This is a genomic window from Streptomyces sp. NPDC002742 (assembly GCF_042888885.1).
In the GTDB taxonomy this organism is placed as follows: Bacteria; Actinomycetota; Actinomycetes; order Streptomycetales; family Streptomycetaceae; genus Streptomyces.
The window spans coordinates 340,097-366,101 of sequence record NZ_JBIAQF010000003.1 but is presented as its reverse complement, the minus strand read 5'-3'; the positions used below and the strand labels follow the sequence as shown (position 1 = coordinate 366,101).

Genomic DNA, 26,005 nt, shown 5'->3' with positions numbered 1-26,005 from the left:
AGAGTTCCACATGTCCGAAAACCTCACCAGGGGCCACCGCCCCTCGGGTTCGGCCCTTTCCCGGGCGAGGACCATGCCGCCGTGGTCGCTGCTCGCGGCCGGCGCCGTGCTCGGCGGCGTGCTCGGCGGCGCGTACGGCATGGTGAAGACCCCGACCTACACGGCCACGAGTTACGTCATCGCCGCACCGACGGACAAGGGTGATCCGTCGGCCGCGCTCGGCTTCGCCCAGGCGTACGGCCGGGTCGCCACGCAGCTCGCGGTGCTCGGGGACGCGCAGGTGTGGGCCGGTGTGCCGGTGAAGACCCTGGAGGCGAGCGTGCGGACGGCGACCTCCCCGGACGCGCCGATGGTCGCCGTCTCGGCCACCTCCTCGCGACCGGACCGGGCCGCCGACATGGCCAACGCCGTCACCCGCTCGCTGACGCAGCACGCCAACGCGAGCCAGAAGAGCACCCACGTCGAACTCCTGTCGTTCTCCCGCGCGATGAAGCCGACCTCGGCGTCCTCGGCGTCCCCGACAGTGACAGGTCTGGTCGGCGCGAGCGCGGGCGGACTCATCGGCGGCCTCGTGCTGCTGGTCCGTCCCCGGCGGTCCGGCGACACCGCCCGGCCGGCCTCGGTGCCGAGCCCGGCCACCGCCGCCGACGTACACGGCCAGCTGTGAGCGGGGCGCTCCACACCGGTGTACGGAGCACCGCACGCGCCGAACTCGTCACCGACGAGCTGGAGTTCGGCCGACTGGAGGCGGCCTGGGGGCGCCTGTACCGCCGGTGCGGCGCCGCCACCGCGTTCCAGAGTCACGCCTGGCTGCACTCCTGGTGGCTGTCGTACGGGACGCCGGGCCGACTGCGTCTGGTGGTCGTGCGCGAGGGCGACGAACTGCTCGCGGCCGCGCCCCTGATGCGGGCCCGCCGTCCACTGCCGATGCTCGTGCCGCTCGGCGGGGCGATCTCGGACTACGCGGACGTGCTGCTCGACGACGAGCACGCCGACCGGACGGTGGCGACACTCACCGAGGGCCTGTCGGCCGCGGCCCGCACCGCGCTGATCGACTTCCGCGAGGTCCGCCCCGGCGGCGCGGTGGAGCGGATCTACGAGCACTGGCACGGGCCGCGCCGCCGGCTCCAGGACTCCCTGTGTCTGGAACTGCCCGCCACCTCGATGGACGAGCTGGTGGAACGCCTCCCCTCGGCCAAGGCCCAGCGGGTCCGGGCCAAGCTGCGCAAACTCACCGCGCTCGGGGTCGAACAGCGGGTGGTGGCCCACCACGAGGTGGACGCGGCCCTCGGCAGGCTGCTCGAACTGCACCGGTTGCAGTGGGTGGGCCGGAAGGTGACGTCCGAGCACCTCCTTGAGCGGTTCTCGGAGCATCTGGTCCGCTCGGTGGGCCCGATGGTCCGGTCCGGGGACGCGGTGGTCACCGAGTTCCGGCTCGACGGCACCGTGATGGCCGTGGACCTCACCCTGCTGTCGCGGCGCCTGGCGGGCGGCTATCTGTACGGCGCCCATCCTCAGCTGCGTGAACGCAAGGCGGACGTGGCGGTGATACTGCTCGACGCCTGCTCCCGGCACACCGAGGCGGGCGGCCGCGGGACGCTGAGCCTGCTGCGCGGCGACGAGCCCTACAAGCACCACTGGCGCCCGGATACCGTCGTCAACCAGCGGCTCCTCCTCGCCCGCCGGACTACGGCGCCGCTGATGTCGGCGGTCGTCTGCGACGTCGCCGCGCGCCGACGGGGCAAGGAGTTGTTGCGGAGGTGGAAGGAGCGCGGTGAGCGCGGTGGCGGCAGGCCATGAACGACCCGCCGCCACCGGGGTGTCACCAGTCGAGCGACCACCAGTCGCTCGACAGGTCGACGGGCATGCACACCTTCCCGCCGATCCAGTACTCCACCCAGTCACCGAGCTCCAGCGACGAACAGGTGGCCGGGGCCATGGATGTGTCCGGCTCCTGATCAGGCGTCGCATTCGAGGCCGGCTCATGCGCCGGGGCCGGCTCGGCAGTCGGGACCGGCTCACGTGCCGGGGCCGGCTTGGGCGTCGGAGTCGGAGTCGGAGTCGTCGGAGTCGGAGTCGAAGCTGAAGCCGACTCCGACGTCGGGGTTTTGGCCGGGGCCGGCTCGGACGTCGGGGTCGGAGAGGGCTTGGGCGTAGAGGTAGGCGTCGAAGCGGGCTCGGGCGTCGGCGTAGAGGCCGGCTTGGGCGCTGAGGTCTGGGTCGGGGTCGGGGTCGGCATGGGCGTCGAAGCCGGTTCGGGTGTCGGGGTCGACGCTGGTTCGGGTGTCGGGGTCGAAACCGGCTCAGGAGTCGGCGTCGAAACCGGCTCAGGAGTGGAAGTTGGCTCGGGCGTCGGGGTCGGCGTCGAAACCGGGTCGGACGTCGGCGTCGCATCCGGGTCGGACGTCGTCGTCAGGTCCGGCTCCGGGACGGTCGTCGTCAGGTCCGGCTCCGGGACGGTCGTCGTCGCGTCCGGCTCCGGGACGGTCGTCGTCGCGTCCGGCTCCGGGACGGTCGTCGTCAGGTCCGGCTCCGGGACGGTCGTCGTCAGGTCCGTGAAGTGTGACAGCGCGGCACGGTAGGCCTGGGACGCCAGTGGATTGTCCTCGCACTGCCACACGCCGTGCGGGCAGTAGTCGGTGAGCGTGTTGTACAGCGGCTTGTGCTCGTCGATCCACGCGAGCATGTCCTTCATGTACGCCGCGTTGTCGCCGTTGCGGTAAAGACCCCACTCGGGATAGGAGATGGACTTGCCGTGGGCCTTCGCGAAATCCACCTGCTCCTGAAGCCCGTACGGCTCCTTCACCTGCTCGTCGAACGAGAGCCCCGACGGCTGGTCGTACGCATCCATGCCGATGATGTCGACCGTGTCGTCCCCCGGATAGCACTGGGTCCAGGGAATTTCGTCCCGGCCGCGGCTCGGGGCGAAGTCGAACCGGAACTTCTGTCCCGGCACCGCCCGCATGGCGGTGACGATTCTGTTCCAGTACCTCTTCCAGGCTTCCGGGTCGGGGCCACAGCGATGGGTGTACGTCATGCCGTTCATTTCCCAGCCGAGCACGATGACGGTGTCGGGCACCTTCAGCTCGACGAGCCGCTCGGCGAGCGCGCGGAAATGGTGGTCAAAGGCTCCGGCCTCGGCATCACGCAGCAACAGGCGGACCTGACCGTCGGAAAGCCCCTCCTCGTTCTGCTCCATCATCGGGACGTTGAGGACGAGCATCCGGTCGTCCCGTCGGAGGCGCCAGTCCGCCCAGGCGTCCAGGAATCCGGGCGCACCCTCGATGTTGCTCCAGCGGTCGCCGGGCAGATACGTGTGCCCGACCCGCAGTTCGGTACCGCCCAGCCACCGGCTGAGCTGCTCGATGCGGGCGATACCCCCGGTGCCGTAGTCGAGGTAGGCGCCGAAGGCGGGCGGCTCGCCGGGAGCCTGCTTGACGGACGGCACGGGCTTCGCCCCGGTCACGACGGACCGTGCGGGTGCGGCGACGGCCGTGGTCGGTCCTGTGGGCACCGACCCCGACGGCCGGATAGCGCTCGGGGTCGGAGTCGGAGTCCGAGTCGGAGTCGGAGTCGGAGTCGGAGTCGGAGTCGGAGTCGGAGTCGGAGTCGGAGTCGGAACGCCGCCGGTGGCAGAGGAGTTCGCGGGCGGTGTCGCAGCCGTGGGTGTGGGTGACGGAGCCGGCGGGTCACCGACCCGCACCGCCCCGGCGCCCACGGCGTATGCCGGTCCGGACGCAAGGGCCACCGACGTGACGATGCCGGCCGCGATGAACGCCAGTCTTCCGCTCCGGGGCCGCTGCTGCTGTGGGGCCATGCCTGCTCCTCTCTCCCTCTTGATCCTCGGATTTCCCTTTCCGATTACTGACACTCAGTCATATGAATGTCTATTCAGCCAACCGGGGTTCCGGCCTCCAATCCTGATGATCACTCGCAAGGGTGATCCGGCGGTCGCCGTGCCCGCCCCGCCCGATTTCCGGCCGACCGTGTTCCCGATCCGAAGGACAGTCCGTTCCGAACCTCGACAACAGGGTTCCCGCCGTCCTGCCGCGCATCGACCGGAATCCCTTTCACCACGGAACACTGGCAGTCGTACGCTCATCCGGCAGAGCCGGTGCGGAACTGCATCTCGTCGCCGGCCCCGCGGGAAGTCCCGTACGCAGATCGCGCTTTGTGAGCGAGACGCACACTCCGTCCCCGCCCGGTTCGTCCGTCGCGGACTTCGCCGCGGTATTGCGCCGAGTGGCCGCCCGGGTTTCCCGGCCTGCCCTACTGGTCCCGATGGATGACGCGAACGCCCTGTCGGTGAGCCGTCCGGGTGAGGAACTCGCCGCCGGGTACCCGCTGTCGCGGCAGTCCGGCGCCCTCGCCGAACGCGTCGTAGACAAGGCCGGACCGGCCACCCTCCGCGAGAGCGTGGGCGCGTTCCGCACCCGGTGACGCTGATTCCGCAGAGCCGGCGCAGGCGGCCGCGGCGGCCTGGCAACTCGGGCTGTCGCTCATGGCCAAGCGGAGCCGCCCCTGCCTGATCCCGGGGGGAGGGTTCTGCGCAGCTGAGTTCCGGCTCTCCGAGAACGGGGCGGGCCCGGGCGAGCTGCGCGCCCGTGTCGCGGCGGTGCCCGACGGTTCCCCGGAGACCGGCCGGGTCTTCGAGTCGTCGGTGCCGGGGCTCTTCATGGCGGGCCTGATCACCGCCTCCGGATTCGGTCCGGCATGCGTTTCGTGCAGGGCGTCGGCTTCATCGCAGACACGCTGGTGCACGGTGTACGACGGCGGCTGCGCACGGGGCCGGGCGCCGGACGGATTCCGGCGCCCGGGGAACGCCGTCGGCAGGCGCCGGGCGCCGACTCCGGCGGCGCACAGGACGGGCGCGCGGAGAGCTCCGGGCGCCGGCGCGGGGACGCGTCCGGCACCCGGAGCGGAGCGTCACGGACGGGACATGGCCCGGCTCCGCCGGTACAGCAGGGCGCCGCCGACCAGCAGGGCGGCACTGGCCGCCGTGTTGGCGAGCAGTCCCTCACTGCCGGTCTCCGCCATCGTCGCGGGCGGGGTGTGCCGCTGGTGCACCGTCCTGGGCGGGGTGTGCACGAGAGGCGTGTGCGGAGTCCGGGTCGGCGGGTGCTCGTGGACCGTCCGCGGGGGCGTGTGCGGAGGGGTCGACGGCGGAGTGCAGTGGTGCGGGGTCGTCGCGTGGCCCTCCGGCGCGTGGTGATGGCCGCATTCGTTGCCGAACACGGGGTTCAGCAGACCGATCACGTCCGCGCTGTTGCCGCAGAGCTCGACCGGGACGTCCACCGGAGCCGCGGTCTGGTCACCCGACAGGACACCGGGCGAACCGTGCGTGGCGCCGTACGACGAGGAGCCGCTCCAACCGCTGTGGTGCGCGCTCGAGTCGCCGTACCCCGAGTCCCCGTATCCGGAGTGGCCGTATCCCGAGTCGCCGTAGCCGGCGGCGTGTTCACCGCCGTGACCGCCGTAGCCACCGTGTTCACCGTCGTAGCCACGGTAGCCGCCGCCCGAGTGGTCGGCGCCGCTGTAGGCGCCGGCCGGGCCCGAGCCGTGTACGGAACTGGCCTCGTGCTGGGCGGCGCGCTGCGGCGCGATGTGCCGGCCGTGCGAACTCGACCCGTTGGCACAGGAGTTGTCGAACGCCGGATTGAGGGCGGCGACCACGTCGACCGTGTTGCCGCAGACGTTCAGCGGCACGTTCACCGGAACCTGGACGTTGTTTCCCGACAACACGCCGGGTGAGTCCGAAACGGTCGCGGTCGCGGTCGAGTCCGCGAAGGCCGGACTGGCGTACAGGGACATGATGCCCGTCGCAGCCGCGGCCAGGACCACTCCCCTACTCAGGTTCTGTCGCACTCTTGTTGTCTTCCTGCTGGTAGAAGTGAGGAAGCCGGCCTTGAGAGCCGAGAGGCGGTCCGAGGCCGGCCGTTGCACAGCCGGAGGCGGCTGAAGTGCCGAAACGTCAGTGGTTGGCGCAGTGGTTGCCGATCGCCGGGTTCAACAGGGCGATCACGTCGATCGAGTTGCCGCACACGTTGACGGGGATGTGGACGGGGATCTGGATCACGTTGCCGGAGAGGACACCGGGAGAGTGGACGGCGGCGGCCTCCGCACCCGAATCCGCGAAGGCCGGGGCACCCAGGCCCAGAGCCATGATCGCGCCGACGACGACAGCAGCGCCCTTCTTGTGCTTCACGCGCTTCCCCTTCTCCGAGTCATGCCCCTTTGTCGGCCGAAACCGAGCGAGCGCAACCTGATCGGCTCGCACCATGACCTGCAGGCTGCAAACGAGGGACAGCCGACCGAGGAAACTGCGGAGCGTACGCCGATTGGGAATTCACTCGAATCGCCCTGCACGAATTCGGCACCGGAAGCTGCGCAACAGGCGAAAAACTCCTCCTGATGGAGCGTTTCGCCCGGGGCGGGAAAGCCAACTCGACGGAAACAGAATTCATATGTACTACGAGAACACGCACCGGGGCCCGGACCGCCGCCCCGCCTGAAAGGACGACGTGCGGTCCGGGCCCCGGACGGAGGGTCAACTGCGGCCGGCACAGCTGAACCCCTTCGGCACCACGGACAGCGGGTCGCTCCTCGGAGCGGCCCGCTGTTCCCGTGTCCACCGCGAGTGCCTGCTCGCGGTCGGGTGCGGGGGTCTTCTCGGCGTCCGGTGCCAGGGTCCCCCCACCGTGCGGTGCCGGGGCGCTCAGCTCCGGTACAGCGCCTCGATCTCGGCCGCGTACGCCGCCGTCACCGCGTGCCGCCGCACCTTCAGGGACGGGGTGAGCAGGCCGTTGTCCTCGGCGAACTCGCCTTCCACCAAGGCGAACGCGCGAATGGACTCGGCCCGGGAGACCGCTTGGTTCGCGTGGTCCACGGCCTTCTGGACATCGGCTCGCATCCTGGGGTCACCGACGACCTCCGACAGCGCGGTGTCCGCGGGAAGTCCGCGAACGGCGAGCCAGTGGGCGACCGCCTCGGCGTCGAGGGTGATCAGGGCCGCCACGAACGGGCGGTTGTCGCCGACGACGAGGCACTGTCCGACGGGCGCGCGGCCGCGCAGCCGGTCCTCCAGGACGGCGGGCGAGACGTTCTTGCCGCCCGTGGTGATGAGGATGTCCTTCTTGCGGCCGGTGATCGTGAGATAGCCGTCCTGGTCCAGGGCGCCGAGATCGCCGGTGGCGAACCAGCCCTCGGTCAGCACGGCATCGGTCGCAGCCGGGTTGTTCCAGTAGGCGTCGAAGACGACACCCCCCTTGATCAGCACCTCTCCGTCGTCGGCGATACGGACTGCGGTGCCCGGGACCGGCAGGCCGACCGTTCCCGGGCGGGGCCCGAGCGGCGGGACGACGGTGGCGGCGGCGGTCGTCTCGGTCAGGCCGTAGCCCTCGTAGACGATGATTCCGGCGGCGTGGAAGAAGAGGTTGAGGTCGCGGTCGAGCGGGGAGCCGCCGCTGATGGCGTAGTGGGCACGGCCGCCGAGTTCCTTGCGGATACGGCGGTAGACCAGCAGGTCGTACAGCGCCCAGGCCGCGTACAGGCCGGGCCCGGGACCCTTGCCCGTGCCGAGGAACCGGTTCAGGTACGCCTCCCCGAAGCGCACGCCGACGCGGTGGGCGCGGTCGAAGGAGGCGGCGCGGCCCATCTTCTCGGCGGTCGCGCGCCCCGTGGCGTGGATCTTCTCGAAGAGGTACGGGACACCGACCAGGAAGGTCGGCCGGAACTCCCTCAGCGCGGGCCGGAGTTCGTCCGGCTTGATGCTCGGACAGTGGCCCAGCTCGATGCGGGCCATCAGGCAGGCGATCTGGAGGGTTCGGCCCATGATGTGGGCGAGCGGGAGGAAGAGGATCGTCGAAGCGGTCCGACCGGTGACCTGCTGGAAGACGGGGTGCAGCAGTTCGACGGTGTTGGCGGCCTCGGCGTACAGGTTGGCGTGGGTGAGGACGCAGCCCTTGGGCCGGCCGGTGGTGCCGGAGGTGTAGCAGATCGTCGCGACGGTCTCGGGAGTGAGCGCGGCGCGCCGCTCGGCGACCTCCTCGTCGGTGATGTCCCGCCCCAGGTCGGCGAGTTCGGCGAGGGCACCCGCGTCCAGCTGCCAGACGCGCGGGGGTTCGGGGTGGCGGGCGACGCCGGTGGAGACGGTCTCCGCGTTCGCGGGATTCTCGACGATCACGAAGCGGGCGCCCGAGTCCCGGACGATCCAGTCCACCTGTTCGGCGGAGGAGGTCGCGTAGACCGGGACGGTCCGGCCGCCGGCCGCCCAGACGGCGAAGTCGAGGACCGTCCATTCGTAGCGTGTACGGGACATCACCGCCACCCGGCCGCCCGGTTCGAGGCCCGCCGCGATCAACCCCTTGGCCGTGTCGGTGACTTCGTGGGCGAAGGCTGCTGCGGTCACCGGTGTCCAGCCGCCGTTCCCCGGCCGGCGCAGCACGACCGCGTCGGGTGCCTCGGCAGCGTTGGTGAACGGCAGGTCGGCCGTGCTGCCGGTGGCGGGAGTGGGTGCCAGGGCGGCGGTGCGCGCCTCGCGGACCGTACCGCTCTCGTCCCTGACCAGCTCCACCCGGCCGCGGCTCGCCAGGTCCGCTTGCCGCTTCGCCCGTCTCAGATCCTTGCGTACGCCCATCACGGCTCCCGGTCGCAGGGTCCTTACCGCCGAGTCAACTTACCCGCGCGTAACAGAAATTCAATGGGTCACGCGCGATCCGTACCCGGCGAACAGGTCCCGCACCGGAGGGGTGGCCGCCGGCGTTCGAAGCGGCACCCGAGGTCAGCCTGCCGAACGGCAGGCTGACCTCGCACGGGCCGCCATCGCGCAGGCCCCGGCCGACAGGCCGGTGCCGCACGGACCGCCGCCGCACGGACCGCCGCCGCGCGGGCGGCCGCCGCACGAACGGCCGACCGGCGGGCCGCAGCCGCGCAGGTCACCGCGCACAGACGTCCGCCACCGTGGAGATCACCGCCGCGCAGACGTCCGCCACCGTGAAGGTCACCGTCGCGCGAGCGTCTGCCACCGTGCCGGCCGCCGCCGCGCGGGCGGCGGCCGGCTACTGCGCGCAGTCCGCGGAGCAGATGTGCAGCTTGTCGGCCTGGCCGATGGCGGTGGCGAGCGACGCGATGTCCTTGTCCTCGGTGTCCTTCGCCAGAGCGCCGGCGCGAGAGGCGAGTTCGCCGAGCGGGGGGACACCGGGCAGCGAGCTCCAGCGGGCATCGCCCGAGCGCAGGACGTCGGCGAAGTAGGCGGCCACGGCGGTGACCTGGAAGGAGCGGGACGCGGTCCAGACACCGGACCGCAGGGAGCCGGTCTCCAGGCTGCCGGACTCCTCGTGCGGGGCACGGGAGTCGGGGTCGAGCCAGCGGACGGTCGCGGTGGCCAGATGGCCGGAAGCGCCGGGGCGGGTGCGGACGGCGTAGAGCGCGGTGACCGTGTGGCCGGGACCCACCTCGCCGCCGTCCACCCGGTCGTCGCGGAAGTCCTTGTCGGCGACCTTGCGGTTGTCGTAGCCGATCAGCCGGAACTGTTCGACCGTCTCGGGGTCGAAGGCGACCTGCGCCTTGGCGTCGCGTGCCGTGAGGTCGATGTTCTGCGGAAGCTGGTCGCAGAAGACGGTGAAGGCCTCGTCGCGGCTGGAGACGTACGTCGTGTGGCCGTCGCCCTTGTCGGCGAGGCGCTCCATGAGGGCGTCGCCGTAGTCGCTGCCGACGCCGACGCCGAAGAGGGTGATGCCGTGCTCGCGGCGGGCGGAGGAGATCCGTTCGAGGATGCTGTCCGCGTCCGTGTCGCCGGTGTTGGCGAGAGCGTCGGAGATCAGGACGACCCGGTTGGTGGCCCCCTCGCGCAGGCCCTCGACGGCGGTCGCGTATCCGGCCTTCACGCCCGCCGCGAGGTTGGTCGAGTCGGTCGGCTCCAGCCGGTCGATCGCCTGGTGGACCCGGTTGCGGTGGTCACCGAGCCGGGTCATCGGCAGCACGGTCTCGGCCTCGTCGCTGAAGGTGACCAGGGCGACCGAGTCGTCGTCGCGCAGCCGGTCCGTCATGACGTCGAGCGACTCCCGGGCCAGGTCGAGACGGCCCGGCTCGGACATGGAACCCGAGATGTCGATGACGAAGGTGAGGGCGGCGGGCGGGCGTTCGCTCTCGCTCCCGGCGGCCCGGGTGGCGAGGCCGACCCGGACGAGGGACCAGCGTCCGTCGTCCGTCCGGGCCCCGTCGACGGTGACCGAGAAGCCGTTGCCCTCGGGGCGTTCGTAGTCCTGGCGGAAGCTGTTGACGAACTCCTCGGGACGGATCGTCGCGGGGTCGGGGACACCGCCGCTCGCGAGGGTGCGGCGGGCGTAGCCGTACGACGCGGTGTCGACGTCGAGGGCGAAGGTGGAGAGGTAGTCGGGCGACGGCGCGACTTCGGGGGCGTCCGACTGCTCGCCCCGCTGGTCGCCCTTGGCCGTGCCGCCCGTGGGCTGGACGGGGGCGGGCAGCGGGAGGTTGCGGCCGCCGGACTTGTCCGCGCCGTCCGAGGAGTTGTTGCCGCCGCCCGCGCCGCATCCGGTGAGCAGGACCGCGCCCGCCACCGTCAGGGCGAGCAGAGAGCCGCCGATCCGCCGACGGGTCGCCGTCCGCCCGCCGTCGTCTGGGCGGCACGTGTCGGCCGCCGTTCGTATGTGGTTCATCCCCATCTTTGCCCCCTCGGTGCACGGCCCTTGTGTGGGCCGACATGTGTGACTGTGACGGCCGAGGGGGCCGGGACGAGCGCTCGGATGCGTTGCGGAAGGATTTCGAAGCGGCCACGGCGGGGGCCCGCCGAGACCGGTGGGTGATCTTCCGGAGACCTACGACACGATGTCCTTGCGCCCGAAACCACGGAAGGCCAGGGCGAACAGGACGAGCGCGTACGTTACCGAAATCGCCGCGCCCTGGATCATCCCTCCCCACTCCAACGTCGGCTGGACTGCGTCGGCCCAGGCGAACTGCCAGTGGGCGGGCAGGAAGTCGCGCCAGTGGCCGAGGGCGGTGACCGCGTCCAGCACATTGCCCACGATCGTCAGACCGACCGCTCCGCCGACCGCTCCGAGCGGGGCGTCCGTCTTCGTCGACAGCCAGAACGCGAGCCCCGCGGTGACCAGTTGGGACACGAAGATGTACACGATCACCACGAGCAGCCGCTGGGCTGCGGTGCCCGCGGAGAGCGCGCCGCCGGTGGGGATCTCCAGCGGGCCCCAGCCGTAGGCGGCGGTGCCCACCGCCAGTGCGACGACCGGCAGCAGGACCATCGCCGCGAGACTGAGCCCGAGCGCGACCGTGAGCTTGGACCACAGCAGCCGGGCTCTGGGCACGGGGGCGGCCAGCAGATAGCGCAGTGAGGACCAGCTCGCCTCGGAGGCGATGGTGTCACCGCAGAACAGCGCGACCGGGATCACCAGGAGGAAGCCCGCCGACACGAACAGGTTCACCGCGGCGAAGTTGGCGCCGGACGCGGTGGCCGTGTCCAGCAGGGTGATCCGGCCGTTCCGCGCGCCCGGTTGGCCGCCGATCGCGAACGCGACGAGCAGGACGAAGGGCAGGGCCGCGAGAACCGCCCCCATCACCAGGGTGCGGCGGCGCTTGAGCTGGCGGACGAGTTCGACGCGCAGCGGCAGGGTGCGGCGCGCCCGGTACCCGTCCGCCGTCTCGGTCCGCTGGAGGAGCGTGCTCATGCGGAGCCTCCGATCAGGGTGAGGAACGCGTCTTCCAGACGTCGGTGGGGGCCCACCGCCGCTACGGGTACTTCGAGCCGTACGAGCTCCACGACCAGGCGTTGTGCGCTGCCGTCGGCGTCGAGGCGGACCAGCAGCCCTTCCTCGGTCGCGACGGCCGAGAGCACGCCCGGCAGGGCACCCACCTTCTCGACGACCGGCTCGTCGACGGGCGACGCGGTGCCGACGAGCAGCGTGTCGCCGGAGCCGACGATCTCGGACACCTGGCCCGCCTGCACGAGCCGGCCGCGGTCCATGACCACGAGGTGGGTGCAGGTCTGCTCGACCTCGGCGAGGAGATGGCTGGAGACGATGACCGTGCGGCCCGCGGCGGCGTACCGGATCATCACCTCGCGCATCTCCCGGATCTGTGGCGGGTCGAGGCCGTTGGTCGGTTCGTCCAGGATCAGCAGGTCCGGGAGGCCGAGCATGGCCTGGGCGATGGCGAGGCGCTGGCGCATGCCCTGGGAGTAGGTGCGTACCGCGCGGGCTAGGGCGTCGCCGAGTCCGGCGATCTCCAGGGCCTCTTCCAGGTGGGCGTCCGCGGGGGGCCGTCCGGTGGCCAGCCAGTACAGCTCCAGGTTCTCGCGGCCGGAGAGGTGCGGGAGGAAGCCCGCGCCCTCGACGAACGCGCCGACCCGGGAGAGAACCGGCGCGCCGGGGCGGATCGCGTGCCCGAAGACGTGGATCTCGCCCTCGTCGGGCTTGATGAGGCCCATGAGCATGCGCAGGGTGGTCGTCTTGCCCGCGCCGTTCGGCCCGAGCAGGCCGAGGACCTGGCCCTTCTCCACGCGGAACGACAGCTCCCGTACCGCGTACCGGTCCGCCGACCTGGCGTAGCGCTTGCTCAGACCGGTGATCTGGAGCGGGACTTCGGCCAGTCCGGGATCGGGTGCCGGGGCGCTCGTGCGGCGGCGGCCGGTCACGAGCAGCGCCAGGGCGGCGAGCGCGCCGGCGAGGGGCAGCCACCACACCCAGGCGGGCAGCGGCGAGGCGGCGGTCTTCACCGCGGGAGCCGTCGGCACCTGGAGGGCGCTCTTCAGGGACACGGTGTACGTCGCCGGGGTCGCCGGGGAGGCGTAACCGAGGTCGGTCGAGGCGAGGACCAGCCGCAGCCGGTGGCCCTTCTGGACGTCGTGGTCGATGGCGGGAAGGGTGAGGGACACGTCCTTGCCGCTCTTCGCGCCCTCGACACGGACCGGGGTGACGAGCTGCGAGGGCAGCACCTGCTGGGTGCCGCCCGGACCGACGTCGTACACCTTCCCGAAGAGGACCGCGTCGTCGGTGCTCGACCGGACGTGCAAGGTGACGGTCGGCGAGCCGGTGATCCGCAGGCCGTTCCGCAAGGGCGCGGACTCGAAGCGGGCGTACTGGCCGGGGAAGTCGAGGGAGATTCCGACGCCGAGGGTGGAGAGCTGGGCGAGGCCGCCCGCGCCGCCGAGCCCCGGCAGGGCCGAGATGGCGGGCGGACTGGCGCCCGCCGGGTTCTGGAAGTCCTGCTCGCGGCCGGTCAGCGCGACGGTGTGCCGGTCGCTGTCCAGTCCGGGGTAGGTGTCGGCGCTCGCGCCGCGCAGCAGGGCGGCACCGTCGGTGGAGTCGATGCCTCCGGTACGGGTGACACGGAAGGCGGGACCGGTGTCGGCGCCCTTGTCGTCCTTCAGGTAGCGGTCGAACCAGGAGGTGACCCGGGAGGTGACGCGGCCCGCCTCCATGTCGCCGCCGTCGTGCCCGCCGGAGATCCAGTCGACGTCCACGGGTGCGCCGTTGGCCTTGATCGCCGCGGCCATCGCGTCGGCCTGGCCGAGCGTGAAGAGGGAGTCGGACTGGCCCTGCACGATGAGGGTGGGCACCTTGACGCGGTCGCCGACGGCGGAGGGGCTGCGCTCCTGGAGCAGCTTCGTCGCCGCCGCGTCCGGCTTCCCGGACTCCGCGACCCGGTTGTACATCGCGCACAGCTCGGGCTCGAAGCGGGCGCAGCCGCCGCCGGAGTTGATGAAGATGCCGGCCCAGAGCTTCTTGAACACGCCGTTCGGGAACAGGGCGTCCGCGAGGTTCCAGTACGTGATCGACGGGGCGATGGCGTCGACGCGCGGGTCGTTCGCGGCGGCCAGCAGGGAGATCGCCCCGCCGTACGAGGCGCCCGCCACGCCCACGCGCGGGTCGCCGCTCCGGTCGAGCCGGACCTCGGGGCGCCGGGCGAGCCAGTCGATGAGCCGGGAGACGTCGGCGACCTCGGCCTTGGGGTCGTTCAGCCCGATCTTTCCGGTGGACCTGCCGAAGCCGCGGGCCGACCAGGTCAGCACCGCGTATCCGTCGCCGGCGAGTTTCTCCGCCTCGTCGCGTACGTCCGCCTTGCTGCCGCCGAAGCCGTGCGCGAGGAGGACGGCGGGGCGGCGCCGCGAGGACGGGCCCGCGGTGAAGTACGAGGTGTCGAGCCGCACTCCGCCGTCCATGGTCATGACCCGGTCGGCGCGGTGCACGACGGGAGCGTCGTCGGAGGCGACGGCGGTCCAGGTGCCCGCGCCCGCGAGCAGCACGACGGCCGCGGCGGCGGCAGCCCATCTCCCGCGGGCTCGCGCCGTCGTGCGAGCGGGGAGTTGCCCCCTGCGCGGCCCGCGCGGCCGGGGCAGTCGAAGATCCATGCCTCAACGGTACGGGCGCCCACCGACAACCGGGGCAGCCGCCGGGGTGAACCCGCACCCCTCCCACGGGAGTACGGCACGGGTCCCGTGTACCGCGTCCGTGGTACGAACACCCCATGGAGATCCGCCGCGCCGCCACCGTAGGGGAACTGACCGCCGCCGAGTACCTCTTCGACCGTCCCGTGCGTCCCGACTGGGCCCGGCGGTTCCTGGACGCCCAGGGCCATCACCTGTACCTGGCCCACGAGGGCGAGGTCCCGGTCGGCTTCATCAGCGGCGTCGAGACGGTCCACCCGGACAAGGGCACCGAGATGTTCCTGTACGAACTGGCGGTGGCCGAGCCGTTCCGGCGGCGCGGCACCGGGCGGGCGCTGATCCGCGAACTCGCCGCGCTGGCCGGGGAACTCGGCTGCTACGGGATGTGGGTGGGAGTGGACACCGGGAACGACGTCGCCCTTGCCACCTACCGCAGTGCGGGTGGCAAGGACGACGGGACGTGCACGGTGGTGACGTGGGACTTCGGCCGAGGTTCTCGCGAGGGGGCGTAGGCCCGGCGCTACGGAGCCGGACCGGAACGGGCCCCGCAGGCGGACCGCGTGGTTACGCCTGCGCGTCCTCCGGGATCGACACCAGCCAGCGGGTGTCGCGGCGCGGCCGCAGATAGAAGGCCCAGTAGAGGGTGGCGACGGCGGTGATGCCGCCCGTCCACGCCAGGTAGACCGTCTCCTGCTGGGTGAGGACGTAGGCGAGGACGACGATCAGCAGGATCGGCATCGCGGGCCACAGCGGCATCCGCCAGGCGGGGGTGTGGCGGTGGTGGCCGCGCCGGGCGAGCAGGGCGGCGACGGCGACGAGCAGGTACATGGCGGTCACCGCCACGCCCGTGACGCCGTACAGGGTGTCGAGGTTGACGAAGCAGAGGGCGGCGCCGGGGACGCCCACCAGCAGGGTGGCGACCCAGGGGGAGCCGAACCGGCCGAGCTTGGACAGGCCGTTGTTGACCGGCTCGGGCCACGCCTTGTCACGGGCCGAGGCGAACAGGACGCGCGAGTTCTGGATGACCATGACGATGCCCGCGTTGATGATCGCGAGGGCGACGCAGAGGCTGACGAAGGTGCCGACGGCGGAGTTGGACCAGGCCGTGACCATGCTGCTGATGTCGCCGCCGGTGAGCTCCTTGATGTCGGAGGCGCCCATGGTGATGGCGACGACCGGGACCAGGATGACGACCGTGGAGATGGCGAGGGTGGCCAGCACCGTGCGGGCGACGTTGCGCCGCGGGTTCTCCAGCTCCTCGGAGAGGTAGACGGCGGTCGAGAAGCCCTGGGTGGCGAAGAGGGCGATGGCGAGCCCGGAGATGACGAGCATGGCCGTCACGGCGTCGGTGTGCCCGCCGGTACCGGCGACCTGCATGGAGGTGAGGCTGCCCAGGCCGCGGTGGCTGTGCGTGAAGCCCAGCACGGCCACCAGACCGGCGGCGATGACCTCGAGGACCAGGAAGATGCCGGTGATCCAGGCGTTGGCGCGCAGGTCGAGCAGTCCGGCGAGGGTGGCCAGCAGCATCACTCCGGCGCCGGTCATCGCCGGGTCGAGGTGCACCAACGGGGCGAGGTAGTCGGCTGTGCCGATGGCGATCACCGGCGGGACGATCATGACCACCAGCAGCGACATGACGAAGACGAGCCAGCCCGCGAGCCGTCCGGCCATCGTGGAGACCATGGCGTACTCGCCGCCGGCGCTGGGGATGAGGGTGCCCAGCTCCGAATAGCAGAACGCCACGGCGATGCAGAGCAGCGAGCCGATCGCGATCGTGAGGGCGGTCGCGGTGCCGAGTGAGCCGAAGAGGTCGGGTATGACCACGAACAGCGTCGAGGCCGGGGTCACGCAGGACAGCGTCAGCAGGGTGCCGCCGACGACACCGATGGAACGCTTGAGCGTCTTCGGGTTCCCTGTGGCCGTTGGGGCGGCGTCCAGGACGGCGGTCTCGACGGGGCGGAGCGTGTCGGTCATGAAGCGGTTCCGATCGACTCGTGCATCTGAGGTTCGGGCGGGAGCGATATCGCCTCCGGCGGATCGCGTCGTACTTCTTTCTCGTCCGCTCCCGCGCTGATGGAACCTTGACGGAAACCGTTGCGTCAATGGCCGTTTACCTACGGAATCCGCAACCGCGAAGCGACACACGTCACGTCACTTTCGCAGGCCGCGACGCCATCATGTTGCAATCATCAAGATCTAGTCGACTGTGACCATGCTTTCAAAGGCAACATCGATCAGTAACCTGCGTCACCCGGTTCATCCCGATGAACGGGAATCGTTGTGCGGGCGTCAAAAAAACGTGAAGCCGTCCGCATAGCGGACGGCTTCACGGGGTGGTTCCGCGGGGGCTCAGTGGTTGCGCGGGAAGCCCAGGTCGACGCCCGCCGGTGCCTCCGACGGGTCCGGCCAGCGGGTGGTGACGACCTTGCCGCGGGTGTAGAAGTGCGTGCCGTCGTTGCCGTAGATGTGGTGGTCCCCGAAGAGGGAGTCCTTCCAGCCGCCGAAGGAGTGGTAGCCGACGGGCACCGGGATCGGCACGTTCACGCCGACCATGCCCGCCTCGATCTCCAACTGGAAGCGGCGGGCGGCGCCGCCGTCCCGGGTGAAGATCGCGGTGCCGTTGCCGAAGGGGGACGCGTTGATCAGCGCCACGCCCTCGTCGTAGGTGTCCACGCGCAGCACGCACAGCACCGGGCCGAAGATCTCGTCCTTGTACGCGTCCGCCGTCACCGGCACGCGGTCCAGGAGCGAGAGACCGATCCAGTGGCCGTCCTCGTGCCCCTCGACCGTGTAGCCCGTGCCGTCGAGGACGACCTCGGAGCCCTGGTCGGCGGCGCCCTTCACGTATGAGGCGACCTTGTCGCGGTGGGCCGCGGTGATCAGCGGACCCATCTCGGACGTCGGGTCGTCGCCCGGACCGATCTTGATCTTCTCGGCGCGCTCACGGATCTTGGCCACCAGCTCGTCGCCGATGGAGCCGACCGCCACGACCGCGGAGATCGCCATGCAGCGCTCGCCGGCCGAGCCGTACGCGGCGGAGACGGCGGCGTCCGCGGCCGCGTCCAGGTCGGCGTCCGGCAGGACCAGCATGTGGTTCTTGGCGCCGCCCAGGGCCTGGACCCGCTTGTGGTTCGCGGCGGCGGTGGTGTGGATGTAGCGGGCGATCGGCGTCGAGCCGACGAAGGACACCGCCTTGACGTCCGGGTGCTCCAGGAGACGGTCGACGGCGACCTTGTCACCGTGCACGACGTTGAACACACCGTCGGGCAGACCGGCCTCGGCCAGCAGCTCGGCGAGCTTCATGGCGGCCGACGGGTCCTTCTCGGACGGCTTGAGGACGAAGGTGTTGCCGCACGCGATGGCGAGCGGGAACATCCACATCGGCACCATGGCCGGGAAGTTGAACGGCGTGATGCCCGCGACGACACCGAGCGGCTGCCGGATCGACGCCACGTCGACCTTGGAGGCCACCTCGGTCGACAGCTCGCCCTTGAGCTGCACGGTGATCCCGCAGGCCAGCTCGACGATCTCCAGACCGCGCGCGACCTCGCCCAGCGCGTCCGAGTGCACCTTGCCGTGCTCGGCGGTGATCAGCTCGGCGATCGCGTCCCGGTTGGCGTCGAGCAGCGCGCGGAACTTGAACAGGATCGTGGACCGCCTGGCCAGCGAGGACTGTCCCCAGGTCGCGTAGGCGTCCTTCGCGGCGGCGACCGCGGCGTCGACCTCGTCGACGCTCGCGAACGCGACCCTCGTGGTCACGGCGCCGGTCGCCGGGTCGGTGACCGGCCCGTACGTACCCGACGCACCCTCGACGGTCTTGCCGGCGATCCAGTGGTCGACGGTCTTCGTCATGGCCATGCACTCCTTCACAGATGGCGGCGTCGGGCGGCGACGTGCCGGTCGTACTCCTCACGTGCCTTGACCGCCGACGAGCGGGTCGCGGTCTCGGCCACAGGTACATCCCACCAGGCTTGGGCCGGAGGCGCGCCCGACACTGTGTCTGCCGTTTCGGTCTCCACGTAGACACAAGTGGGAGTGTCCGCCGCGCGCGCCTCGGCCAGGGCCGCCCGCAGGTCACGCACGGTCTTCGCGCGTAGGACCCGCATGCCCAGGCTGGCCGCGTTGGCCGCGAGATCCACCGGCAGCGGCGCCCCCGTGTACCTGCGGTCCTCGGCCCGGTAGCGGTACGCCGTTCCGTACCGCTCGCCGCCCACGGCCTCGGAGAGGCCGCCGATCGAGGCGTACCCGTGGTTCTGGAGGATGATCACCTTGATCGCGACGCCCTCCTGCACCGCGGTGACGATCTCCGTCGGCATCATCAGATACGTGCCGTCGCCGACCAGTGCCCACACCGGCCGGTCCGGGGCCGCCATCCGTACCCCGATCGCGGCCGGGATCTCGTAGCCCATGCACGAGTAGCCGTACTCGACGTGGTACTGGTCCCGCGACCGCGCCCGCCACAGCTTGTGCAGGTCGCCGGGGAGCGAGCCGGCCGCGTTGATCAGGATGTCGTCCTCGGTGACCAGCTCGTCCAGGACGCCGAGGACCTGCGGCTGGGTGGGCCGGATGTCGATGTCCTCGGCCTCGTAGGCCGCGTCGACGCGGTACTCCCAGCGCTCCTTGTCGTCCGTGTACTCGGTGACGTACGCGGGCTCCGCGCGGTGCTTGTGCATCAGCAGCGCTTCTGTGAGCGCCTCCAGACCGGCGCGCGCGTCGGCGATCAGCGGTATCCCGGCGAGTTTGTGGCCGTCGTACGGAGCGATGTTGAGGTTGAGGAAGCGGACGCCCGACGCCTCGAACAGGGTGCCGGAGGCGGTGGTGAAGTCGGTGTAGCGGGTGCCGACGCCGATCACCAGGTCGGCGGTGCGGGCGAGCTCGTCGGCGGTCGCCGTGCCGGTGTGGCCGACGCCGCCGACGTCCTGGGGATGGTCCCAGCGCAGCGAGCCCTTGCCCGCCTGGGTGGAGGCGACGGGGATACGGGTGGCGGAGGCGAGTTCGGCGAGCGCCTCCTCGGCGCGGCTGTGGTGGACGCCGCCGCCCGCGACGATCAGCGGACGCCGGGCCTCGCGGACCGCCGCGACGGCGCGGGCCAGCTCTCCGGAGTCGGCCGCCGGGCGCCGCACGGCCCAGGTCCGCTCGGCGAAGAACTCCTCGGGCCAGTCGTAGGCCTCGGCCTGCACGTCCTGGGGCAGCGCGAGCGTGACGGCGCCGGTGTCGACGGGGTCGGTGAGCACGCGCATCGCCTGGAGGGCCGCCGGGATCAGGGCCTCGGGGCGGTTGATCCGGTCGAAGTACTTCGACACCGGGCGCAGACAGTCGTTGACCGACACGTCCCCGGCGAAGGGGACCTCCAGCTGCTGGAGCACCGGGTCGGCGGGGCGGGTCGCGAAGACATCGCCGGGCAGGAGCAGCACCGGGAGGTGGTTGACGGTGGCGAGCGCGGCGCCGGTGACGAGGTTGGTGGCACCGGGCCCGATGGAGGTGGTCACGGCGTGCGCCGACAGCCTGCCGCACTGACGCGCGTAGCCGACCGCCGCGTGCACCATGGCCTGTTCGTTGCGCCCTTGGTGGTACGGCATCTCGTCGGCGTACTCGACGAGCGCCTGGCCGATCCCGGCGACGTTCCCGTGGCCGAAGATGCCCCAGGTGGCGCCGATCAGCCTGCGGCGCGCACCGTCCCGTTCGGTGTACTGCGCGGCCATGAACCGCACCAGCGCCTGCGCGACCGTCAGCCTCGTCGTCGAGGTCATCGGTATCCCCCTGTGCTCTCTGCGTGTCCCGGGTGGAAGCGGATCCGCCACTCCCTGTCCCCGCCCGGACCCGCCATGACGTTCAGGTAGTACATGTCGTGACCGGGCTGGGCGATGGACGGACCGTGCCATCCGTCGGGGACGAGGACGGCGTCGCCGGTGCGGACCTCCGCGAGGACGTCCGAACCGCCCTCGCGGGAAGGGAACACCCGCTGATAGCCGAAACCGTTCGGGCCGTCGATCTCGAAGTAGTAGATCTCCTCCAGCCGGGACTCGACGCCGGGCTCGTCCTCGTCGTGCTTGTGGGGCGGGTACGAGGACCAGTTGCCGCCGGGGGTGATCACCTCCACGGCGATGAGCCGGTCGCAGTCGAAGACGTCCGCGGCGGCGAAGTTGCGCACCTGGCGGGCGCAGTCGCCGCTGCCGCGGTCTTCGACGGGAACCTCCGGCGCGGGGCCGTAGCGGGCGGGGAGTCGGCGCTCGCACTTCGCTCCTGCCAGGGCGAAGCGGCCTCCCGCGCCGGAGGCGATCTGGGCCCGGGCCTCACGGGGAACGTACGCGAAGTCGGAGACTCCGTCGAACACACTCCGTCTGCCCAGGAGTTGGAACTCTTCCTCTTCCATGCCGTCTTTGGTGCGCACCGTGCAGCCGCCGCCGAGCGGGAGCACGATCCACTCGCTGTCCCCGGTGGTGAACATGTGGGTGCCGCCGGGTGCCAGCTCCACGATCCGCAGACTGCTGTACGTCCAACCGGCCCGTTCCGGGTCGATGTCGAGGGCGTAATGGGCGTCGGCGGTGGTGCCCTTGGGCACGTACAGCTCGTTCCTCGGACGACTCATGCGGCCCTCACAGAAGTCCTACGGCGGTGTCCACGGCCGCGGCGACATCGCCGTCCGCGGGATACAGCAGCGAACGACCCACCACCAGGCCCTGCACGGTGGGGAGTTGGAGCGCCCCGCGCCATTTCTCGTACGCACCCTCCTGGTCCTCGCCGACATCGCCGCCGAGCAGCACGGCGGGCAGCGTGGAGGTCTCCATGACACGGGCCATGTCGTCGGGGTTCTCGGTGACGGGGACCTTCAGCCAGGTGTACGCCGAACTGCCGCCCAGGCCGCCGGCGATGGCGATGGACTTGGTGACGGCCTCGGCACTCAGATCGTTGCGCAGGGTGCCGTCGTCCCGGCGACGGCAGAGGAACGGTTCGACGAAGACCGGAAGTTGCCGCCCGGCCATGTCGTCGATCACCCGGGCGGCGGACTCCAGGGTGCGCAGCGAGCCCGGGTCGTCGTAGTCGATGCGCAGCAGCAGCTTGCCCGCGTCGAAGCCGAACCGTTCGATGTCGGTCGGGCGGTACCCGGTGAAGCGGTCGTCCAGCTCGAAGGCGGAGCCCGCGAGTCCGCCCCGGTTCATCGACCCGATGACCACCTTGCCGTCGAGCGCGCCGAGCAGCAGCAGGTCGTCGAGTATGTCGGCGGTGGCGAGCACGCCGTCGACCCCTGGGCGGGAGAGTGCCAGACACAGCCGCTCCAGCAGATCGGCGCGCCCCGCCATGGCCAGTCTCCGGTCGCCGACGGCCAGCATGCCGCGCGCCGGGTGGTCCGCGGCGACGATCATCAGCCGTCCGGAGCCGTCGAGCAGCGGGCGGCGCACCCGGCGCGCGGCGGCCTCCGCGATCGCCTCGGGGTGACGGGCCCGGACCTGGACGAGGGCGAGGACGTCGACGCGGGGGGACGGTGGGCGCAGCCGGTCGTAGGCGGCGGGGGTGACGGGGGTCGCGGTGAGCGGTCCGGTCGACGGCGGGTCGCCGCCCTGTTCGTGGTGGGCTCCCCCGACGTGGCCCGCCCTCACCGCACCGCTCCGGCGGCGAGGGCCTGTTCGACCTCGTGCGGGGTCGGCATCGCGGAGGAGCACTCCAGGCGGGAGGCGACGATGGCGCCGGCCGCGTTCGCGTGGCGCATGATCCGTTCCAGATCCCAGCCGGCGAGCAGTCCGTGGCACAGGGAGCCGCCGAACGCGTCGCCCGCGCCGAGGCCGTTGAGAACCTCGACCAGGAGGGGCGGGACCTCGGCGGTGGTGCCGTCGCGGTGGACGGCGAGGACACCCTTGGGGCCCTGTTTCACCACGGCGAGTTCGACACCGGCTTCGAGGAGGGCGGCGGCAGCGGCGTGCGGCTCGCGCTCTCCGGTGGCGATCTCGACCTCGTCGACATTGCCGACGGCGACGGTGGCGTGACGCAGGGCCTCGGCGTAGAAGGGGCGCGCGGCCTCGGGATCGCTCCAGGCCGCGCTGTTCGGGGCCGGGGCGTTCGGGACCGGGTCGTTCCAGGCTGTGTCTTTCCAGGCCGCGTCGTTCCAGGCCGCGTCGTTCCAGAACATGGGGCGCCAGTCGAGGTCGAAGACCGTCGTACCGGACCGGGCCCGGTGGGCCAGGGCGGCGAGCGTGGCCGTACGGCTCGGCTCCGCGCAGAGCCCCGTGCCCGTCATCCAGAAGACGCGGGCGTCGCGCACGGCGTCGAGGTCGAGTTCGTGCGCCTCGATCTCCAGGTCGGGGGCCTTGGGCTGCCGGTAGAAGTAGAGCGGGAAGTCGTCCGGCGGGAAGATCTCGCAGAAGGTGACCGGGGTCGGCAGTCCGGGGACCGCGGTGACCCAGCGGTCATCGACGCCGAAGTCGCGCAGCGCCTCGCGCAGATAGGTCCCGAAGGGATCCGCACCCGTTCGGGTGATGACGGCCGTACGGAGTCCGAGCCGCGCGGCGGCGACCGCGACATTGGTCGCCGAGCCGCCGAGGAACTTGCCGAAGGAGGTCACCCGGGACAGCGGGACCCCCGTCTGCAACGGGTAGAGGTCCACACCGATCCGCCCCATGGTGATCAGCTCGTACGCCATCGAGTTCCCTTCCCTGCGGTCTCTACGGCTGCCCCCAGGTCTAGTGCCGCGCGCCGAGCCTGTCAACGTTTTGTCCAGACATTCGGACGACGCTTGACACCTCTGCGGGGCCGCCCGAAGCTGGCGCCCATGACGTCGTTGCCACCTCAGTCATCGCCGCGGTCACAGCCCGAGCCCTCGTCGAAGTCGTCACCGCGGTCGTCACCTCCGTCTCCGTCCCCACTGTCGCGCATTCGGATCGGTTCGGCTCCCGACTCCTGGGGGGTCTGGTTCCCCGACGACCCGCGGCAGGTCCCCTGGCAGCGCTTCCTCGACGAGGTCTCCGGATCCGGCTACGAGTGGATCGAGCTCGGCCCGTACGGCTATCTGCCCACCGATCCGGACATCCTCAAGGAGGAGACCGGGCGGCGCGGGCTCAGCGTCTCGGCGGGCACGGTCTTCACCGGGCTGCACCGGGGTCCCGACGTGTGGGAGTCCACCTGGGCGCACGTCTCGGACATCGCGGCGCTCGCCCAGGCGACCGGCGCCGGGCATCTCGTCGTCATCCCGGCCTTCTGGCGGGACGACAAGACCGGCGCGGTCCTGGAGGACAGCAGGCTGACGCCGACCCAGTGGCGCCATCTGACCGCCCAGACCGAGCGGCTCGCCCATGAGGTGCGCGAGCGCTACGGGCTGCGGATCGTCGTCCACCCGCACGCCGACACGCACATCGACAGCGAGGAGAACGTCACGCGCTTCCTCGACGCGACCGACTCCTCGCTGGTGTCGCTCTGCCTGGACACCGGCCACTACGCCTACTGCGGCGGCGACAGCGTCAAGCTCATCGAGACGTACGGCGAACGCGTCGGCTATCTCCACCTCAAGCAGGTGGACCCGCTGGTGCTGGCCGGCGTGCGGGCCGAGGAGCTGCCCTTCGGGCCCGCCGTCGCGCGCGGCGTGATGTGCGAACCGCCGTCCGGTGTACCGGCGCTGGAGCCCGTCCTCGCCGCGGCGCAGAACCTCGGCGTCGAGCTCTTCGCGATCGTCGAGCAGGACATGTATCCGTGCCCGCCGGACAAGCCGCTCCCGATCGCGCGGCGCACCCGGGCGTTCCTGAGGTCCTGCGGGGCGTGAGGGCCGCGCCCCGACGACCCGCCGGGCGCTCAGGGCCCGGCGGGCCGTTCGCCCCTCCCGCGCACGCCGGCCGGACGCCGGGCAAAGAGGCGGCCGACGCCCGGCATCCCCTCGCCACGAGCGCCGGAAACCCCCTCGCGGCGAGCGCCGGAAACCGCCTCTCGGGCGAGTACGGAATCCGCCGGACGGGCAACGGCAGAAACCGTCCTGCGGCGAACCGCAACCGCAACCCTCCGCCCCTGGGCGGCAAATGCGTCACTCGTGTCACAAAAACCACCCCCGTGTCACACATGTCGCGTATACGCGGGTCTTGCGTCACACCCGGTCGACAACCACAGCCCAGCGCTCACGCTGCGTCGTTCACGGGGCACACGCTTTGTGATCACCAGCGCAGCGCCCGGCTCCCCCGACGACCGCCCCAGGCCGCCGCCGCGGTGCGCGCAGGGAGGTGCCACTCATGACCGACCGCAGACTCTGGTCGTACAAGGAGATCGCCGCACACATCAAGGTGCAGCCGGACACCGTCCGGTCCTACCGCAAACACGGGCTGCTGCCGCCACCCGACCACGTCGAAGCCGGAAGACCCTACTGGTACGCCGACACCGTCCGTTCCTGGGTGGCCTCCCGCCCCGGAAACCGGGGCCGCAGAGACGTCTGACCCGATCCCGACGACCGGTGCCCCACCCCGGGGTGGGGCACCGCCCGACCGCCCTGTCCTCGACGGGGACCTGATTCCCGTCACCGCCGGGGCAGGCCGGACCTCACCCCCACGGCTCGATGACCGTCACCCCCGGCCCCGGCGCCGATCCCATGGCGGCCAGGGCGGAGGGGGCCTCGTCCAGGGTGATGGTGGACGTCACGAGCAGGTCGGGGCGCAGGACACCGGCCCGGACCAGCTCCAGCATCGCCGGGTAGGCGTGAGCCGCCATTCCATGGCTGCCGAGGAGTTCGAGTTCGAGGGCGATCACCCTGGCCATCGGCACCGGGGTGGCGCCGGTCGGCGAGGGCAGCAGGCCGACCTGGACGTGCCGGCCGCGACGGCGCAGGCCGTTGACGGAGGCCGCGCAGGTGGCGGGCGAACCGAGGGCGTCCAGCGACACGTGCGCGCCGCCGCCGGTCAGTTCGCGGACCACCCGCGCCGGGTCCGCCACGGCGGAGGCGTCCACGCAGTCCGCCGCCCCGAACTTCCGTGCCAGGTCGAGCGCCGCGGGTGACACGTCGACGGCCACGACCCGCGCACCGGACGCCGCAGCGATCATCACCGCAGAGAGACCGACGCCGCCACAGCCGTGCACCGCGACCCACTCCCCCGGGGCCGCTCTCCCCTGTGCGACCACCGCGCGGAACGCCGTGGCGAACCGGCAGCCCAGCGAGGCCGCCGTCGCGAAGGACAGCTCCGGCGGCACCGCGATCAGGTTCACCTCGGCGTGGTCGAGCGCCACGTACTGGGCGAAGGAGCCCCAGTGCGTGAATCCCGGCTGGGTCTGCCGCTCGCACACCTGCTGGTCGCCCGCCGCGCACGCGGGACAGCTTCCGCAGGCGCAGACGAACGGGACGGTGACCCGGTCGCCGGGGTGCCAGGCGGTCACCCCGGCACCCACCGCCTCGATCACCCCGGCGAGTTCGTGCCCCGGCACATGCGGCAGCGTGATGTCCGGGTCGTGACCCATCCAGCCGTGCCAGTCGCTCCGGCACAGCCCGGTGGCCTCCACCCGCACCACGACCCCGTGCCCCGCGGGCGCCGGGTCCGCCACGTCCCGTACCGCGGCCGGCTCCCCGTACCGCTCGAACACCACCGCACGCATCGGCTCCCGCCCTCCGCTCGGAGATCAGCTTGCGCG

19 protein-coding genes and 1 pseudogene are annotated in these 26,005 nt (G+C 71.6%); 6 read left to right on the top strand and 14 right to left on the bottom strand.

Annotated features, from left to right (window positions below; genetic code table 11):
- Positions 1-10: 10 nt before the first annotated feature.
- On the top strand, positions 11-667 hold the full coding sequence (locus ACFYW8_RS06890) for a lipopolysaccharide biosynthesis protein (protein WP_365870027.1): 657 nt from the start codon (positions 11-13) through the stop codon (positions 665-667).
- Entirely contained in the window at positions 664-1,800 is a 1,137-nt protein-coding gene (locus tag ACFYW8_RS06885; protein WP_389068659.1) for a GNAT family N-acetyltransferase, read from the top strand. Before ACFYW8_RS06890 ends, ACFYW8_RS06885 begins: the two co-directional genes overlap by 4 nt.
- Positions 1,801-2,446: 646 nt before the next feature.
- Here the strand turns inward: ACFYW8_RS06885 and ACFYW8_RS06880 are convergent.
- Positions 2,447-3,817: pseudogene (locus tag ACFYW8_RS06880) on the bottom strand (glycoside hydrolase family 26 protein); the annotation flags it as partial.
- A gap of 464 nt (positions 3,818-4,281) precedes the next feature.
- Here ACFYW8_RS06880 and ACFYW8_RS06875 point away from each other — a divergent pair.
- On the top strand, positions 4,282-4,440 hold the full coding sequence (locus tag ACFYW8_RS06875; RefSeq protein ID WP_389068658.1) for a hypothetical protein: 159 nt from the start codon (positions 4,282-4,284) through the stop codon (positions 4,438-4,440).
- Between the two features lie 486 nt (positions 4,441-4,926).
- Here the strand turns inward: ACFYW8_RS06875 and ACFYW8_RS06870 are convergent, their stop codons facing one another.
- From ACFYW8_RS06870 to ACFYW8_RS06845, 6 genes are all read right to left on the bottom strand, one after another.
- Positions 4,927-5,865, bottom strand: coding sequence for a chaplin (locus ACFYW8_RS06870; protein WP_389068657.1), 939 nt, complete (start codon positions 5,863-5,865; stop codon positions 4,927-4,929).
- Between the two features lie 106 nt (positions 5,866-5,971).
- Positions 5,972-6,163 carry a chaplin gene (locus ACFYW8_RS06865; protein ID WP_389068832.1) on the bottom strand — a complete coding sequence of 64 codons (192 nt, stop codon included), beginning with the start codon at positions 6,161-6,163 and terminating at the stop codon, positions 5,972-5,974.
- A 552-nt stretch (positions 6,164-6,715) separates the two neighbouring features.
- A complete protein-coding gene (locus ACFYW8_RS06860) occupies positions 6,716-8,635 on the bottom strand; it encodes an AMP-dependent synthetase/ligase (protein ID WP_389068656.1) in 1,920 nt (639 codons plus the stop codon).
- A 421-nt stretch (positions 8,636-9,056) separates the two neighbouring features.
- Positions 9,057-10,676, bottom strand: coding sequence for a von Willebrand factor type A domain-containing protein (locus ACFYW8_RS06855; protein WP_389068655.1), 1,620 nt, complete (start codon positions 10,674-10,676; stop codon positions 9,057-9,059).
- Positions 10,677-10,835: 159 nt separating this feature from the next.
- Positions 10,836-11,699, bottom strand: a complete 864-nt coding sequence (locus tag ACFYW8_RS06850; RefSeq protein ID WP_365870033.1) for an ABC transporter permease — start codon at positions 11,697-11,699, stop codon at positions 10,836-10,838.
- Positions 11,696-14,380: an alpha/beta fold hydrolase gene (locus ACFYW8_RS06845; RefSeq protein WP_389068654.1), complete on the bottom strand. Its 2,685-nt coding sequence runs from the start codon at positions 14,378-14,380 to the stop codon at positions 11,696-11,698. Before ACFYW8_RS06845 ends, ACFYW8_RS06850 begins: the two co-directional genes overlap by 4 nt.
- Positions 14,381-14,496: 116 nt before the next feature.
- Between ACFYW8_RS06845 and ACFYW8_RS06840 the strand changes: the two genes are divergently transcribed.
- Entirely contained in the window at positions 14,497-14,928 is a 432-nt protein-coding gene (locus tag ACFYW8_RS06840; protein ID WP_389068653.1) for a GNAT family N-acetyltransferase, read from the top strand.
- Between the two features lie 52 nt (positions 14,929-14,980).
- On the opposite strand, the gene ACFYW8_RS06835 is transcribed toward ACFYW8_RS06840, so the two are convergent.
- The 6 genes from ACFYW8_RS06835 to iolC form a co-directional block, all read right to left on the bottom strand.
- Complete coding sequence (locus ACFYW8_RS06835; RefSeq protein WP_365870036.1) at positions 14,981-16,390, bottom strand: APC family permease; 1,410 nt, start codon at positions 16,388-16,390, stop codon at positions 14,981-14,983.
- Between the two features lie 375 nt (positions 16,391-16,765).
- Entirely contained in the window at positions 16,766-18,268 is a 1,503-nt protein-coding gene (gene mmsA / locus ACFYW8_RS06830; RefSeq protein WP_389068652.1) for a CoA-acylating methylmalonate-semialdehyde dehydrogenase, read from the bottom strand.
- A 14-nt stretch (positions 18,269-18,282) separates the two neighbouring features.
- Positions 18,283-20,166: a 3D-(3,5/4)-trihydroxycyclohexane-1,2-dione acylhydrolase (decyclizing) gene (iolD, locus tag ACFYW8_RS06825; protein ID WP_389068651.1), complete on the bottom strand. Its 1,884-nt coding sequence runs from the start codon at positions 20,164-20,166 to the stop codon at positions 18,283-18,285.
- Entirely contained in the window at positions 20,163-21,005 is an 843-nt protein-coding gene (gene iolB, locus ACFYW8_RS06820; RefSeq protein WP_389068650.1) for a 5-deoxy-glucuronate isomerase, read from the bottom strand. The genes iolD and iolB overlap by 4 nt, the downstream gene beginning before the upstream one ends.
- A 7-nt stretch (positions 21,006-21,012) precedes the next feature.
- On the bottom strand, positions 21,013-21,909 hold the full coding sequence (locus tag ACFYW8_RS06815; RefSeq protein ID WP_365870292.1) for a deoxyribose-phosphate aldolase: 897 nt from the start codon (positions 21,907-21,909) through the stop codon (positions 21,013-21,015).
- A gap of 101 nt (positions 21,910-22,010) precedes the next feature.
- Positions 22,011-23,051, bottom strand: a complete 1,041-nt coding sequence (iolC, locus tag ACFYW8_RS06810; RefSeq protein ID WP_389068649.1) for a 5-dehydro-2-deoxygluconokinase — start codon at positions 23,049-23,051, stop codon at positions 22,011-22,013.
- 129 nt (positions 23,052-23,180) lie between these two features.
- On the opposite strand from iolC, the gene ACFYW8_RS06805 reads away from it, so the two are divergent.
- Complete coding sequence (locus ACFYW8_RS06805; RefSeq protein WP_365870041.1) at positions 23,181-24,164, top strand: sugar phosphate isomerase/epimerase; 984 nt, start codon at positions 23,181-23,183, stop codon at positions 24,162-24,164.
- A 457-nt stretch (positions 24,165-24,621) separates the two neighbouring features.
- Positions 24,622-24,822 (top strand): MerR family transcriptional regulator, encoded by a 201-nt coding sequence (locus ACFYW8_RS06800; RefSeq protein WP_365870042.1) that lies wholly within the window; start codon positions 24,622-24,624, stop codon positions 24,820-24,822.
- A gap of 103 nt (positions 24,823-24,925) precedes the next feature.
- Here ACFYW8_RS06800 and ACFYW8_RS06795 read toward each other — a convergent pair whose 3' ends face one another.
- On the bottom strand, positions 24,926-25,969 hold the full coding sequence (locus ACFYW8_RS06795) for a zinc-dependent alcohol dehydrogenase family protein (RefSeq protein ID WP_389068648.1): 1,044 nt from the start codon (positions 25,967-25,969) through the stop codon (positions 24,926-24,928).
- Between the last annotated feature and the right edge of the window lie 36 nt (positions 25,970-26,005).

What these genes read in the sequence shown, in the direction of transcription:
- ACFYW8_RS06840 (WP_389068653.1), top strand. Translation starts at nt 14,497, where the DNA reads ATGGAGATCCGCCGCGCCGCCACCGTAGGGGAACTGACCGCCGCCGAG.
- ACFYW8_RS06805 (WP_365870041.1), top strand. Translation starts at nt 23,181, where the DNA reads ATGACGTCGTTGCCACCTCAGTCATCGCCGCGGTCACAGCCCGAGCCC.
- iolB (WP_389068650.1), bottom strand. Translation starts at nt 21,005, where the DNA reads ATGAGTCGTCCGAGGAACGAGCTGTACGTGCCCAAGGGCACCACCGCC.
- ACFYW8_RS06860 (WP_389068656.1), bottom strand. Translation starts at nt 8,635, where the DNA reads ATGGGCGTACGCAAGGATCTGAGACGGGCGAAGCGGCAAGCGGACCTG.
- ACFYW8_RS06850 (WP_365870033.1), bottom strand. Translation starts at nt 11,699, where the DNA reads ATGAGCACGCTCCTCCAGCGGACCGAGACGGCGGACGGGTACCGGGCG.
- ACFYW8_RS06875 (WP_389068658.1), top strand. Translation starts at nt 4,282, where the DNA reads ATGGATGACGCGAACGCCCTGTCGGTGAGCCGTCCGGGTGAGGAACTC.
- ACFYW8_RS06795 (WP_389068648.1), bottom strand. Translation starts at nt 25,969, where the DNA reads ATGCGTGCGGTGGTGTTCGAGCGGTACGGGGAGCCGGCCGCGGTACGG.
- ACFYW8_RS06845 (WP_389068654.1), bottom strand. Translation starts at nt 14,380, where the DNA reads ATGGATCTTCGACTGCCCCGGCCGCGCGGGCCGCGCAGGGGGCAACTC.
- ACFYW8_RS06890 (WP_365870027.1), top strand. Translation starts at nt 11, where the DNA reads ATGTCCGAAAACCTCACCAGGGGCCACCGCCCCTCGGGTTCGGCCCTT.
- iolC (WP_389068649.1), bottom strand. Translation starts at nt 23,051, where the DNA reads ATGGCGTACGAGCTGATCACCATGGGGCGGATCGGTGTGGACCTCTAC.
- iolD (WP_389068651.1), bottom strand. Translation starts at nt 20,166, where the DNA reads ATGACCTCGACGACGAGGCTGACGGTCGCGCAGGCGCTGGTGCGGTTC.
- mmsA (WP_389068652.1), bottom strand. Translation starts at nt 18,268, where the DNA reads ATGACGAAGACCGTCGACCACTGGATCGCCGGCAAGACCGTCGAGGGT.
- ACFYW8_RS06855 (WP_389068655.1), bottom strand. Translation starts at nt 10,676, where the DNA reads ATGAACCACATACGAACGGCGGCCGACACGTGCCGCCCAGACGACGGC.
- ACFYW8_RS06835 (WP_365870036.1), bottom strand. Translation starts at nt 16,390, where the DNA reads ATGACCGACACGCTCCGCCCCGTCGAGACCGCCGTCCTGGACGCCGCC.
- ACFYW8_RS06865 (WP_389068832.1), bottom strand. Translation starts at nt 6,163, where the DNA reads ATGGCTCTGGGCCTGGGTGCCCCGGCCTTCGCGGATTCGGGTGCGGAG.
- ACFYW8_RS06800 (WP_365870042.1), top strand. Translation starts at nt 24,622, where the DNA reads ATGACCGACCGCAGACTCTGGTCGTACAAGGAGATCGCCGCACACATC.